This is a genomic window from Pseudomonas sp. Q2-TVG4-2 (genome assembly GCF_013620795.1).
Taxonomy (GTDB): domain Bacteria; phylum Pseudomonadota; class Gammaproteobacteria; order Pseudomonadales; family Pseudomonadaceae; genus Stutzerimonas.
The window spans coordinates 321,313-334,360 of sequence record NZ_LGLW01000003.1 but is presented as its reverse complement, the minus strand read 5'-3'; the positions used below and the strand labels follow the sequence as shown (position 1 = coordinate 334,360).

The following is a 13,048-nucleotide window of genomic DNA, read 5'->3' as shown; positions in this document are numbered from 1 at the left end:
CTCCAATTGCGCCAGCCACCGACGCTTCCCCCATGCGGTCAGACGCTCATCAGCAATTGTCGCTGGCCATCGATGACGACTGGTTCAAGCCCTGCGCGGTGGTGCCGGTGTACAACCATGAACGCAGCCTGCCGGCGGTCGTTCACGCGCTGCTCGCAGAAGACCTGCATTGCGTACTGGTAGACGATGGCTCCGATCCCGTCGCGGCCCGGGTCATCGACGACCTGACACAACACCCCTCGGTGCATCTGCTCCGGCATGCGCAGAACCTGGGCAAGGGCGCGGCGGTGGCCTCAGGGCTGCGCGAGGCGTCCCGTCTGGGTTTCAGCCATGCACTGCAGGTCGATGCCGACGGTCAGCACGACCTTGGCCGCGTGGCGCTGTTTCTCGACCGCGCCAGCCAGGCACCGGAGGCGCTGATCTGCGGTTATCCTGAATACGATGCGAGCGTGCCGAAAAGCCGGCTCTATGGGCGCTATCTGACCCACCTCTGGGTCTGGATCAACACCCTGTCATTGTCGATCCGCGACTCCATGTGCGGCTTCCGCGTCTACCCGCTGCAGCCGACCCTGGCACTGCTCGACTCGACAGCCCTGGGCCAGCGCATGGACTTCGACACCGAGATACTGGTTCGCCTGTACTGGCGCGAACAGCCAATGGTCTGGCTGCCCACGCGCGTGCAGTATCCGGCTGACGGTGTCTCTCACTTCCGCCTCTGGCACGACAACCTACTGATCTCCTCGATGCACGCCCGGCTGTTCGGCGGCATGCTGCTGCGTGCGCCGGCATTGCTCTGGCGCCGGTGGCGCGGATGAGCGAGAAGGCCGCACCCGGTTCGCACTGGGCCGCGCATCGCGAGCGCGGGAGCTTTGCCTTGATGAAGCTCACCGCCAGCGCTGTGCGCCTGCTCGGCCGCCGGACCATGGCGCCGCTGCTGTACCTGATCGTGCTGTATTTCTACCTGTTCGGCCGCAGCGCCCGACAGAGCGCCTGGACCTACCAGCGGCACCTCGCCGCATGGAGCGGTCGACGCGATCTGGCGCCAAGCTGGCGCTCGGTCTACCGCCAGTTCACGGCTTTCGCCGACGCATTGCTGGATAAGCTCGACGCCTGGGGCGGCCGGCTCGATCTCGATCGGCTGGTGCTGCATGATCGGATGAACCTGCACGCCGCGCTTGAAGCACCGCGCGGCCAGCTGCTGGTCGGCTCGCACCTGGGCAATCTGGAGATTTGCCGGGCGCTGGCCGAGATGGGCCGCAAGGTGAAGATGAATGTGCTGGTGCATACGCGCCACGCCGAGCGGTTCAACCGGCTGTTGGACCAATCCGGCGCGAACAATCTGCGACTGATTCAGGTTAGCGAACTGGACCCGGCGATGATGATGGAATTGTCGCGGCGGCTGGATGCCGGCGAATGGCTGGCGATCGCCGGTGACCGGGTGCCGCTACACGGCGCGCGCATCGCGACTGCCGACTTTCTGGGCCAGCCGGCGAATTTCCCTCAAGGGCCTTGGCTGCTGGCAGGGCTGCTGCAATGCCCGGCCAATTTGCTGTTCTGCCTGAAACATGACCAGCAGTTCCATGTCCATCTGGAGCCCTTCGCCGAATCCGTTCAATGGCGCCGCGGCGAACGCGATGCGGTGGTGCAGCAGTGGGTGCAGCGCTACGCGGACCGACTCGCGGCACGCTGCCTGGAAGCGCCCCTGCAATGGTTCAACTTCTACCCTTTCTGGAACGTCCATGAACAACGCTGAGCCCGTGATCTTTGGCGAAAAGCACCTACGCATAGAGGATCTCTTGGCCGTGGCCCAGAGCCGTGCGCCGGCCCGGCTGCAGTCTGATGCAGCCTTCCGCGAGCGGATTGCCCGCGGTGCGCAATTCCTCGACACCCTGCTCGACCGCGAAGGCGTGATTTACGGCGTAACCACCGGCTACGGCGACTCCTGCATCGTCGCGGTGCCGCTGCATCAGGTCGAGGCACTGCCACAGCATCTGTTCACCTTTCACGGCTGCGGCCTTGGCAAGCTGCTCGACGCTGAAGCCACTCGCGCCGTGCTGGCCGCTCGTCTCCGCTCGCTGACGCACGGGATGTCCGGGGTGCGCATCGAGCTGCTCGATCGCCTGCAGGCATTCCTCGAACACGATGTGCTGCCGCTGATCCCGGAGGAAGGTTCGGTGGGCGCCAGCGGCGACCTGACGCCACTGTCCTATGTCGCCGCGGCGCTGGCAGGTGAGCGCGACGTTCTGTTCCGCGGGGAAACCCGCAGCGCCGCCGAGGTGCATCGCCAGCTCGGCTGGACGCCGCTGACCCTGCGGCCCAAGGAAGCCCTGGCGCTGATGAATGGCACCGCGGTGATGACCGGCCTGGCGTGCCTCGCCTATGCCCGTGCGGATTACCTACTGAAACTGGCCACCCGCATTACCGCGCTCAATGTCGTCGCGCTCGAAGGCAACCCCGAGCATTTCGATGAACGCCTGTTCGCCGCCAAGCCGCACCCGGGCCAAATGCAAGTGGCCGCCTGGATTCGCCAGGACCTCGCCATCGAAGCGCCGACCGCACCGCTGCATCGCCTGCAGGATCGCTACTCCATCCGCTGCGCGCCACACGTGCTAGGCGTTCTGGCCGACAGTCTGGGCCTGCTGCGGCAGTTCATCGAGACCGAACTGAACAGCGCCAACGACAATCCGATCATCGACGCCGAGAACGAACGCGTGCTGCACGGCGGTCACTTCTACGGCGGCCATATCGCCTTCGCCATGGACAGCCTGAAGAATCTGGTCGCCAACGTCGCCGACCTGCTCGATCGCCAGCTCGCGCTGCTGGTCGACAGCCGTTACAACCATGGCCTGCCGAGCAATTTGTCCGGCGCGCCCGCCGCCACCGCGATGATCAATCACGGCTTCAAGGCGGTGCAGATCGGCACCAGCGCCTGGGCGGCGGAGGCGCTGAAGAACAGCATGCCCGCCAGCGTCTTCTCGCGCTCCACCGAGTGCCATAACCAGGACAAGGTAAGCATGGGCACCATTGCCGCCCGCGATGCGCTGCGCAGCCTGGAGCTGACCGAGCAGGTCGCCGCCGCCACGTTGATCGCCGCCAACCAGGGCGTCTGGCTGCGCCAGCTGAGCCAGACAGCACGACCGCTACCGGCGCCAGTGCAAGACATGCATGCCGCGCTCGGCGAGGATTTCCCACCCGTGATCGAGGACCGCGCGTTGGAAGGCGAGTTGCGCCTCTGCCTGCAGCGCATCCGCGCGCAACACTGGGGGCTTTATGCGTAAGGCAGGCGTGCTGCAGGCAGAGGTAGAAGTGCTGGTACCCTTCTTCGACGTCGATTCCATGGATGTGGTCTGGCACGGCCACTACATCAAATATTTCGAGGTAGCACGCTGCGCCCTGCTGGAGCGGATCGGCCATAATTACATCCAGATGCGCGATGCCGGTTACGCCTGGCCCATCATCGACGTACAGCTGCGCTACATCCGCGGCGCCTGCTTCAACCAGCGCATCGTCGTTCGCGCCGATCTGGTGGAGTGGGAAAATCGCCTGAAGATCAACTACCTGATCAGCGACGCCGAGACCGGCGAGCGCATGACCCGCGGCAGCACCGTGCAGGTCGCTGTGGAAATTGCCAGCCGTGAGATGCTGCTGGCGTCGCCGAAGGTGTTTGTCGAAGCCGTAGAACGGGCCCTATCGTGATGCGATTGCACAATCTGGCTATTCGCCGGGCGCTGTTGGCGCTGTGCCTGCTGCTGGCGAAAGGAGCAAGCGCCGATACGTTCGACCTCGCACAGCTCAATCAGCAGCTGAGTGAGCCGGAGGTCGTTCGCGGCAATTTCACCCAGGAAAAGTACCTGCGCGCGCTGCCGCAGCCGCTCGTCAGCACCGGCACCTTCGTATTGGCACGTGATCGTGGCCTGCTCTGGTTCCTGCAGCAGCCGGTGCAGCAGGACTACCGCATCAGCGCCTCGGGCATCGCCAGCCGTGACCCCAGCGGCTGGCAGCAAACCAACCAGCACGGCCCCGCCGCACGCCACAACGACCTGTTTCTGGCCGTCCTGCATGGCGACACCGAAGCCCTTCAGCGCGATTTCGAGCTGGAGCTCAACGGCACTGCACAAGCTTGGGCGCTGACGTTAACGCCGCGCTCGAAGCTGCTCGGGCAGATCTTCACGGCCATTCTGATTCAGGGTGGCACCACGGCCGAGCGCATCGAGCTGCTCGAGACCCAGGGCGACAGCACACTGCTGTTGCTGAACGACATCCAGATCGACGACCAGTTGGGCCCCAGCGAACTCCATGACCTCGCCGACTGATAAAGCGCTCAGGCTTCCGGCCTGGCTGTCCTCACTGTTTTTCCTGGCCCTGCTCGGACTGGTGGGGCTGACGACGTGGCAATGGCGCGACGGACCTCCGGTCAGCGCGAACCTGCTGCAGCTGCTGCCCAGCGATGCGCCCGACGAACTGGAGCAGCTCGCCGAGCAGCGGGTCCAGGAGCCTCTGAACCGCGATCTGATGCTGTTGATCCATCATCCGGACGAAGAACAGGCCGTCGGCCTGGCCGACGAAGTCACCGATAATCTGCGGGCCAGCGGCCTTTTCGCCCAGATTCGTCGCTCAGTACAAGCCGAGCTGCCGGCGGTGCGCCAGCAACTGCTCGATCAGCGTCTGGTGTTGCTCGACCGGGCGAGCCGCGAAGCGCTGATCGCCTCGCCCGAGGAGTTCCTCCAACAACGCTTGCAGCGTCTGTACAGCCCCTTCGAAAGCGCCAGCCTGGTGCCGGTCGAGCAGGACTGGTTCGGTTTCGCCGACCTGGCACAGCGCCAACTGCCACAGCCGGGACATATTCATCCACGCCTCGACGGCCTATTAATGGCCGAACATGCCGAGCAGCGCTGGGTGGTGATCCATGCGCAAACCCACGGCGATGCCTTCGACGACCAACTGCCGCTGCTGGTAGACGACGAGGTCCATGCGGCCCGCCGCCGGGTCGAATCCCAGCAAGGTGAACTACTCGCCGCGGGTGGCATGCTGCATGCCGCGTACGGGCAGCGGCAGGCGCGTGAGGAAGCAGGCCTGATCGGCAGCGTTTCGCTCATTGCCACGCTCGCCTTGCTGCATCTGCTGTTTCGTACGCCGCGGGTCCTGCTGGTGGCGCTACCGGTGGTGGTCGGCGCACTCAGCGGTGCAGCCGCCTGCATTGCGCTGTTCGGCCAGATCCATGTGCTCACCCTGGTGCTCGGCGCCAGCCTGGTTGGCGTCAGCATCGACTTTCCGCTGCACTACCTGTCGAAAAGCTGGGGGCTGCGTCCATGGCACCCATACCGGGCGCTACGTTTGACACTTCCGGGCCTGGCGCTGGCCCTGGCGACCAACGTCATCGGCTACTTGGCCATGGCCTTCACCCCGTTCCCGGCGCTGAGCCAGGTAGCGGTTTTTTCTGCCGCTGGCCTGCTTGGCGCCTTCGCCTGCGCCACGTGTCTTCTGCCCGCGCTACTGAACGCGCCGCTGGAGCCCTGGGCTGCTCCGCTGGGCTGGGCCCGGCGCGGCTTGGAGCTGCGCCGGGGCCTGCTCAGGCGGCTCCCATCACCTTGGTTGCTGGCAGGATTCGCGGTGTTCTGCGTAGCCGGCATCAGCCAGGTTTCCTTCACCGATGACCTACGCCAGTGGGCCAGCCGAGCGCCCGCGTTGCAGCAGCAGGCCGAACGCATCGGCCAGATCACCGGTTTCGAGCCCACCAGCCAATACTTCCTGGTTCGTGCCGGGAGCCCCGATGAGCTGCTGGCGCGCCAGGAAGAGCTCAGTACTCGCCTTGATGACCTGGTTGCCGAGCAGCAACTGCACGGCTATCTCGCGCTGAGCCAGCTGGTCGCGCCCGCTGCTGCCCAGGAAAGCCTGCATCTCGCCTTGCCGCGTTTGCTGGAAGCCAGCCAGCCGCTACTGGAGCTGGGGGTTACCGCCGACATGCTTGAACAGGAACTCGCCGGTCTGCTGGAAAAGCCGGTGGCAGGCCTCGACGAGGTGTTGGCCGGGCCGCTCGCTGAACCCTGGCGACCGCTATGGCTGGGTACCCGGCCCGACGGCTCAGTCGCCGGCCTGATTAGCCTGCAGGGGCTTCGCGATAGCTCGGCGCTTCACGGCCTGGCCGGGAACATCGCCGGGGTCAGGCTCATCGACCGGCCTGCCGAGCTAAATCGCGTGTTCGCCGAGACCCAGCGTCAGGCGGCCCTGCTCAAACTGTTCGCCGCCGCGCTGATTTTCGCTCTGCTGTGCCTGCCGTTCGGCTGGCGCGGTGCATTGCGCTGCCTCGCCGTGCCGCTGCTGGCGGCGCTCGGCAGCCTGGCCTGCCTGGGCTGGTTGGGCCAACCGTTGACCCTCTTCGGCCTGTTCGGCCTACTGCTGGTCACCGCGATCGGCGTCGACTACGCCATTCTCATGCGTGAGCGAATCGGCGGCGCCGCGGTGAGCTTGGTCGGTACCCTGCTGGCGGCCGTGACCACTTGGCTGTCTTTCGGCCTGCTGGCCTTGTCGAGCACGCCGGCGATTAGCAACTTCGGCCTGGCGGTGGGCCTCGGCCTGGTGTTCGCCTTCTTGTTGGCGCCTTGGGCCGCCGAGCCGGAAGGGGAAGCGGCATGCTGATCGGATTCTGGAACGCACTGGCGCGGCAACCATGTGTTACAGCGGTCCCGACAGAGCCGCCACCCCGCTACTTCCGGCCGCATAACCGAACTCCTGCACGCCGGCTGCCCCCGGCATCCTCTTTTATCGAGTCGAACACATGAAGGCTTACTCGCAGTCAGAACACCGTAGCGTCGTCATCATCGGCGCGGGGCCTTCCGGCGCGATCGCGGCCGCCCTGCTCAAACGCAAGGGCCATGATGTCCTGATCATTGAGCGGCAGCGGTTTCCGCGCTTCTCCATTGGCGAGAGCCTGTTGTCGCACTGCCTCGATTTCATCGAAGAAGCCGGCATGCTCGAAGCCGTGCAGGCTGCGGGATTCCAGACCAAGCATGGCGCGGCCTTTGGCTGGGGCGAGCGCTACACCGAGTTCGATTTTCGCGACAAATTCACCGAAGGCCACGGCAGTACCTTTCAAGTCCAGCGCGCCGACTTCGACAAACTGCTGGCCGACCAGGCCGAATCGCAGGGCGTGGAGATTCGCTACGAGGAGGAGGTCACTGCGGCGAACTTCGTCGGCCCGCGCCCACGCCTGCATGTGCGCCGCGAGGACGCTAGCGAATATGCCATCGAGGCGGATTTCGTCCTCGACGCCAGCGGCTACGGCCGGGTACTGCCGCGCCTGCTTGAGCTGGAGGCGCCGTCCAGTTTTCCGCTGCGGCGCGCCGTGTTCACCCATATCCAGGACAACATCGACGACCCAGGTTTCGACCGAGACAAGATCCTCATCACCACCCATCCCGAGCTGCGGGACGTCTGGTATTGGACCATTCCCTTCAGCAATGGCCGTTGTTCCCTCGGCGTGGTGGCCAGCGCCGAGCGCTACGAAGGGCGCCCGCTGGATCTAAACGCCTGCCTGCAAGAATTGGTGCTGGAGGCACCCAATCTCAAACGCATCCTCAAGCATGCCGAGTGGGATACCCCGGCACGCCTGATCGGCGGCTATTCGGCGAACGTCAAGGCACTGCACGGCCCGGGCTTCGCCCTGTTGGGCAATGCGGCGGAATTCCTCGATCCGGTGTTTTCTTCGGGCGTCACCATCGCGATGCGCTCGGCCAGCATGGCGGCCTCGGTGCTGCACCGCCAGCTGACGGGTGAGGCGGTGGATTGGGAAACTGAATTCGCGGCGCCGCTTAAGCTCGGCGTGGACACCTTCCGGACCTATGTCGAAGGCTGGTACGACGGCAGCTTCCAGGACGTGATCTATTACGAGCGCTCCCAACCGGAGATACGCCGAATGATCAGTTCGATCCTAGCCGGCTATGCCTGGGACACCAACAACCCGTATGTCGCCGAGCCCAGACGCCGCTTGCGGGTGCTGGCCGAGCTGTGCGCCCCTGCGGTGCCGGCATGAGGCTTCCGGCATGATTGCGCTGAAACACCACGTTTCACGCCTGGTCTGGTTGCCGCTGCTGCTGTTGCTCGGTGCCTGCGCCCAACCTATGCCACTGCCGACGCAGACACCGCAACTGGCATTGCCGATGCAACTGCACATCCAGCGCCATGAGCAGAGCGAGACGCGGGACTGGCTGTTGGTCATCCAGCAGGAAGGCGTCGCCCTGCGCTGGTCGTTGCTCGATCCGTTGGGTGTCCCGCTGGCGCGCCAGCTGTTACTGGACGGCCGCTGGCAGGCGGATGGCCTGCTACCGCCCAGTGCCGAGGCGCGCGAATTGTTCGCCGCACTGCTGTTCGCACTGAGTCCTGCCGACCAGCTGTCTGACCTCTATGCCGATACGCCATGGATGCAGCAACAGGACAGGCGCTCGCTGAGAGGCGATGCGTCGGCCTGGCATGTCCGCTATCAGGAAAACGGCCGCTTCGAACTCGACGTTGGGCCAACGCTGACCTATGGTGTCGCCCCCATCGCGACAGCCGGAGCCCACCACAGATGACCGCCTACCTGAATGCCCTCGGGTTGATCTGCGCGCTGGGTCGCGGCAAGGCTGAGGTCGCTCGGCGCCTGCTAGGCGGTGACGGTTCGGGCATGCAGCCGTACCCGAAAGCGGTCACCGGGCGCCAGCTGCCAGTCGGCGCGGTTACCGAAAAGCTACCCTCGCTTGCCGATACCCCGCTGCAACACGCCACACGCAATAACCAGATGCTGCTGGCCGCGATCGAGGAGATCGAAGCCGATCTGCATGAGGCGATAGCCCGCTTCGGCCGGTCCCGTATCGGCGTGGTAATGGGCACCAGCACCACCGGCATTCAGGAAGCCACCCAAGGCATCACCGACCTGGTGCGTGAGGGGCAGCTGCCGTCCAGTTACCACTATGGCCATCAGGAGCTTTCCGCACCAGCCAGCTTTCTCAGCGAACGATTGCAACTCAGCGGTCCGAGCTATTCGATCTCCACCGCCTGCACCTCCAGCGCCCGCGCACTGCTCAGTGCCAAACGGCTGCTGGACGCCGGCCTCTGCGATGCGGTGATCTGCGGCGGGGTAGACACCCTTTGCGACCTGACCTTGCAGGGTTTCAGCGCCCTGGAGGCGACCAGCGAGCGCATCTGCAATCCATATTCGGTCAACCGCGACGGCATCAATATCGGCGAGGCGGCTGCGGTCTTCCTGATGACCCAGGAGAGCGCCCCGGTAGCCCTCCTCGGCGCAGGCGCCAGTTCCGATGCACACCACATTTCCGCCCCGGATCCGCAGGGCCTGGGTGCCATCGAAGCGATGCGCAAAGCATTGTCCAGCGCAGCGACCCAGGCGGAGCAAATCGGCTATCTGAACCTGCACGGCACCGCTACCCGGCATAACGATGCCATGGAGAGCCTGGCGGTTGCCGCGGTGTTTCCGTCCGGCGTGCCCTGCTCATCGAGCAAGCCGCTCACTGGACATACCCTGGGCGCCGCCGGCGCGCTCGAAGCCGCGTTCTGCTGGCTGGCGCTGTCCGAGCATAATCCCGCACGACTGCTGCCACCGCATCGCTGGGACGGCCAGCAAGATGCCGAGCTGCCACGCATGAACCTGATCGCAGCCGGCACGACGATGGCAGCGGCCGGCCAACGGCGGATGATGACTAACTCCTTTGCCTTCGGTGGCAACAACATCAGCCTGATCCTGGGAGACGCGCCATGATCGATTGGCCAGTAGCCGAACTGCTACCGCATGCGGGCGACATGATCCTGCTCGATGCGGTCGAGGCATTCGATGCCGAAAGTATCGCCGCGCAACTTCAGGTAAAGCCCGATGGGCTGCTCAACCTGCCCGACGGCAGCCTGCCGGCCTGGGCCGGCATCGAAATCATGGCGCAGACAGTCGCCGCGTTTGCCGGCTGTCAGGCGCGCCAGGCCGGACTGCCGGTGGAGCTGGGCTTTCTGCTCGGCACTCGCAGCTTCCAATGCAATGTCGAGCACTTCCCGGCCGGCAGCCTGCTGCGCATCCGCGCGATTCGCTCATTGCAGGATGACAACGGCATGGGCGTATTCGAATGCCATCTCGACGGGCCCGGCATCCATGCCGAGGCGCGCCTCAACGTGTTCCGCCCGCCCGAAGTGGCGAGCTATCTGCAAGAGCCCACCCCATGAATAAAAGCATCCTCGTCACCGGCTCCAGCCGCGGCATCGGCCGCGCCATCGCCTTGCGCCTGGCCCAAAGCGGGCACGACATCGTCCTGCACTGCCGTGCGCGGCTGGACGAAGCGCAAGCCGTGCAAACGGAGATACAAGCGCTGGGCCGCCAAGCGCGCATCTTGCAGTTCGATGTCGCCGATCGTGCGCAGTGCCGCGAGCAGCTGGAAGCCGATATCGAGGCGCACGGGGCTTACTACGGGGTGGTCTGCAACGCAGGGTTAACCCGAGACGGCGCCTTTCCGGCGTTGACGGAGGATGACTGGGACCTGGTCATGCGCACCAATCTGGATGGCTTCTTCAACGTCCTGCAGCCGCTGACCATGCCGATGATCCGTCGCCGCCAGCCGGGGCGGATCGTCTGCATTACCTCGGTCTCGGGGTTGATCGGCAATCGCGGCCAGGTCAATTACAGCGCCTCCAAGGCCGGTGTGATCGGCGCTGCCAAGGCCCTGGCCGTCGAACTCGGCAAACGGCGCATCACCGTCAACTGCGTCGCGCCGGGGCTGATCGATACCGACATGCTCGATGACAATCTGCCTATCGAAGAGATGCTCAAGATGATCCCTGCTCAACGCATGGGCACGCCTGAAGAGGTCGCCGGTGCGGTCAACTTCCTCATCTCGGAAGAGGCCAGCTACATCACCCGTCAGGTTCTGGCGGTCAACGGCGGGCTGTGCTGATGAAACGCGTCGTCGTCACCGGCATGGCCGGCATTACGTCGCTGGGCAGCGACTGGGCGTCCATCGAAGCCAACTTCAGCGCTAACCGTAGCGGCATCCGCTATATGCAGGAGTGGGATCGGTTCACCGAGCTCAACACCCGCCTGGCCGGGCCGGTGGATGACTTCGTCGTCCCCGGACACTGGACACGCAAGCAATTGCGCAGCATGGGCCGGGTCTCGCGGCTGTCGGTAAAGGCCGCCGAGCAGGCACTCGAACATGCGGGCCTGCTCGATGACGCATCGATCCGCGACGGCCACATGGGCGTCGCCTGCGGCTCGTCCACCGGCAGCACCGAGGAGATCAAAGCCTTCGGCAACATGCTGCTCAACTCGGTGGCCGACGGGCTGAACGCCAACTCCTACATCCGCATGATGCCGCACACCACGGCGGCCAATATCAGCATCTTCTTCGGCCTCACCGGCCGGGTGATCCCCACCTCCAGCGCCTGCACCAGCGGCAGTCAGGGCATTGGCTATGCCTACGAGGCGATCAAGTTCGGCCGCCTGCCGATGATGCTCGCCGGTGGCGCTGAGGAGCTGTGTGCGACCGAGGCCATGGTGTTCGACGCGCTTTATGCGACCAGCCTGAAGAACGATGCGCCGCACACCACACCGCGCCCCTACGATGCTGGCCGCGACGGGCTGGTAATTGGCGAGGGGGCCGGCATGCTGGTGCTCGAAGAACTCGAACATGCGCTGGCCCGCGGCGCCACCATTCACGCCGAGCTGGTGGGTTTCGGCAGTAATGCCGACGGTCAGCACGCGACCAAACCCGAACAGCTGACCATGCGCCGCGCCATGGAGCTGGCCTTGGAAGATGCTGGCCTGTCGCCCGACGCCATCGGCTACGTCAATGGCCATGGCACCGCTACCGAGCAGGGCGACATCGCCGAAACCCAGGCGACCTACGCCCTGTTCGGCTCGCGCATGCCGATCAGCTCGCAGAAGAGTTTCTTCGGACACACCCTCGGCGCCTGTGGGGCGCTGGAGTCCTGGTTCAGCATCGAGATGCTGAATAGCGACCGCTATATCCACACGTTCAATCTCAACAGCGTCGATCCACGCTGCGGCGAGCTGGACTACCTCATCGGCGCGCCGCGTGAGATGCATCATGAGTTCGTGATGAACAATAATTTCGCCTTTGGCGGGATCAATACCTCGTTGATTTTCCGCCGCTGGGCCTGACCACCACCAAATGGAGTTGAAGGAATGACCCGCCTGTATCGCTGTGTGCTGTTACCCCTTTTGTTCGTCGTCATTACCGGTTGCACCAGTAAGCCCATCTATAACGCACAAGAACAATTTTCCAGCGGCATGCAGATCGGCGCACGGCAAATGCAGCGCGCCATTGTTACCGCACTGAACGATCGTCAATGGAAGGTGCAATCGCTACAACCCGGGATGGTCAAAGCCACAATCACGGTCCGTGGGCGTCACCATGCTGAAGTCGACATTCCCTATTCACCCACGTCCTTTCAGATCAACTACAGGAGCAGCTGGGGACTCGATGAGAAGAACGGAAAAATTCACCGCAATTACAACCGATGGGTCAACAGGCTTCGCGACAACATCCTGAAGGAACTGGATGTCGACCCGATCATCGAAGCCGTCGATCACCTGGGAATAATCGAACAGACAGGTGGCGAGGGGAATGCCATCTATCTTGGCTTCGAGGAAGGCGTTCGGCGCGGGCTCGAGACAGGCTTGCTCGATGGCAGCGTGAAATTCTACCTGGCGGGTACATCCATCCAAGGCGACGTGCATAAGCTCAGAAGCGTAACCAGCAATCGAAAGACCAACGCATCCAACAAAAGCGACGCAGAAGCCTGCGGCTGGGCGCTGCAATCGGTGCTTGCCAGCCTGCAGAACTCAGCCAAGAAGGCCGGCGTAAACGCGGTGGTCGATATCGTCAGCTACTACAAGCGCAACGTGCATAGCGATGCAATGCGCTACGAGTGCCATGCCGGCAGCCTTATTGCTGGCGTAGCGCTCAGAGGCCAGCTGGCAACGGTCGAATAAAGACAGCGCCAGCCGTGCAGCCGACTCTGTCGGCGATGGCCTTGCTGGCTCAGAACGGGAACG

13 protein-coding genes are annotated in these 13,048 nt (G+C 64.3%); all 13 read left to right on the top strand.

Features of this window, described 5'->3' with window-relative positions:
- Positions 1–32 precede the first annotated feature (32 nt).
- The 13 genes from H3028_RS07930 to H3028_RS21220 all read left to right on the top strand — a co-directional run bounded on the left by H3028_RS07930 (position 33) and on the right by H3028_RS21220 (position 12,985).
- On the top strand, positions 33–815 hold the full coding sequence (locus tag H3028_RS07930; protein ID WP_181296546.1) for a glycosyltransferase family 2 protein: 783 nt from the start codon (positions 33–35) through the stop codon (positions 813–815).
- The gene (locus tag H3028_RS07925; RefSeq protein ID WP_181296480.1) at positions 812–1,753 is read left to right on the top strand and encodes a glycosyl transferase; all 942 of its coding nucleotides are present in this window, start codon (positions 812–814) and stop codon (positions 1,751–1,753) included. Before H3028_RS07930 ends, H3028_RS07925 begins: the two co-directional genes overlap by 4 nt.
- A complete protein-coding gene (gene hutH, locus H3028_RS07920; protein ID WP_181296479.1) occupies positions 1,740–3,278 on the top strand; it encodes a histidine ammonia-lyase in 1,539 nt (512 codons plus the stop codon). The genes H3028_RS07925 and hutH overlap by 14 nt, the downstream gene beginning before the upstream one ends.
- The gene (locus tag H3028_RS07915) at positions 3,271–3,696 is read left to right on the top strand and encodes a thioesterase family protein (protein WP_181296478.1); all 426 of its coding nucleotides are present in this window, start codon (positions 3,271–3,273) and stop codon (positions 3,694–3,696) included. The genes hutH and H3028_RS07915 overlap by 8 nt, the downstream gene beginning before the upstream one ends.
- Positions 3,696–4,313, top strand: coding sequence for an outer membrane lipoprotein carrier protein LolA (locus H3028_RS07910; protein ID WP_181296545.1), 618 nt, complete (start codon positions 3,696–3,698; stop codon positions 4,311–4,313). The genes H3028_RS07915 and H3028_RS07910 overlap by 1 nt, the downstream gene beginning before the upstream one ends.
- On the top strand, positions 4,297–6,636 hold the full coding sequence (locus H3028_RS07905; protein ID WP_181296477.1) for an MMPL family transporter: 2,340 nt from the start codon (positions 4,297–4,299) through the stop codon (positions 6,634–6,636). The genes H3028_RS07910 and H3028_RS07905 overlap by 17 nt, the downstream gene beginning before the upstream one ends.
- Positions 6,637–6,775: 139 nt before the next feature.
- On the top strand, positions 6,776–8,029 hold the full coding sequence (locus tag H3028_RS07900; RefSeq protein ID WP_181296476.1) for an NAD(P)/FAD-dependent oxidoreductase: 1,254 nt from the start codon (positions 6,776–6,778) through the stop codon (positions 8,027–8,029).
- 10 nt (positions 8,030–8,039) lie between these two features.
- A complete protein-coding gene (locus H3028_RS07895; RefSeq protein ID WP_181296475.1) occupies positions 8,040–8,567 on the top strand; it encodes a DUF3261 domain-containing protein in 528 nt (175 codons plus the stop codon).
- A complete protein-coding gene (locus H3028_RS07890) occupies positions 8,564–9,751 on the top strand; it encodes a beta-ketoacyl-[acyl-carrier-protein] synthase family protein (protein WP_181296474.1) in 1,188 nt (395 codons plus the stop codon). The genes H3028_RS07895 and H3028_RS07890 overlap by 4 nt, the downstream gene beginning before the upstream one ends.
- Entirely contained in the window at positions 9,748–10,200 is a 453-nt protein-coding gene (locus H3028_RS07885; RefSeq protein ID WP_181296473.1) for a hotdog family protein, read from the top strand. The genes H3028_RS07890 and H3028_RS07885 overlap by 4 nt, the downstream gene beginning before the upstream one ends.
- Entirely contained in the window at positions 10,197–10,925 is a 729-nt protein-coding gene (gene fabG / locus H3028_RS07880; RefSeq protein WP_181296472.1) for a 3-oxoacyl-ACP reductase FabG, read from the top strand. Before H3028_RS07885 ends, fabG begins: the two co-directional genes overlap by 4 nt.
- The gene (locus H3028_RS07875; protein ID WP_181296471.1) at positions 10,925–12,151 is read left to right on the top strand and encodes a beta-ketoacyl-ACP synthase; all 1,227 of its coding nucleotides are present in this window, start codon (positions 10,925–10,927) and stop codon (positions 12,149–12,151) included. Before fabG ends, H3028_RS07875 begins: the two co-directional genes overlap by 1 nt.
- Before the next feature lie 24 nt (positions 12,152–12,175).
- The gene (locus H3028_RS21220; RefSeq protein WP_258237727.1) at positions 12,176–12,985 is read left to right on the top strand and encodes a hypothetical protein; all 810 of its coding nucleotides are present in this window, start codon (positions 12,176–12,178) and stop codon (positions 12,983–12,985) included.
- The last annotated feature ends 63 nt before the right edge of the window (positions 12,986–13,048 follow it).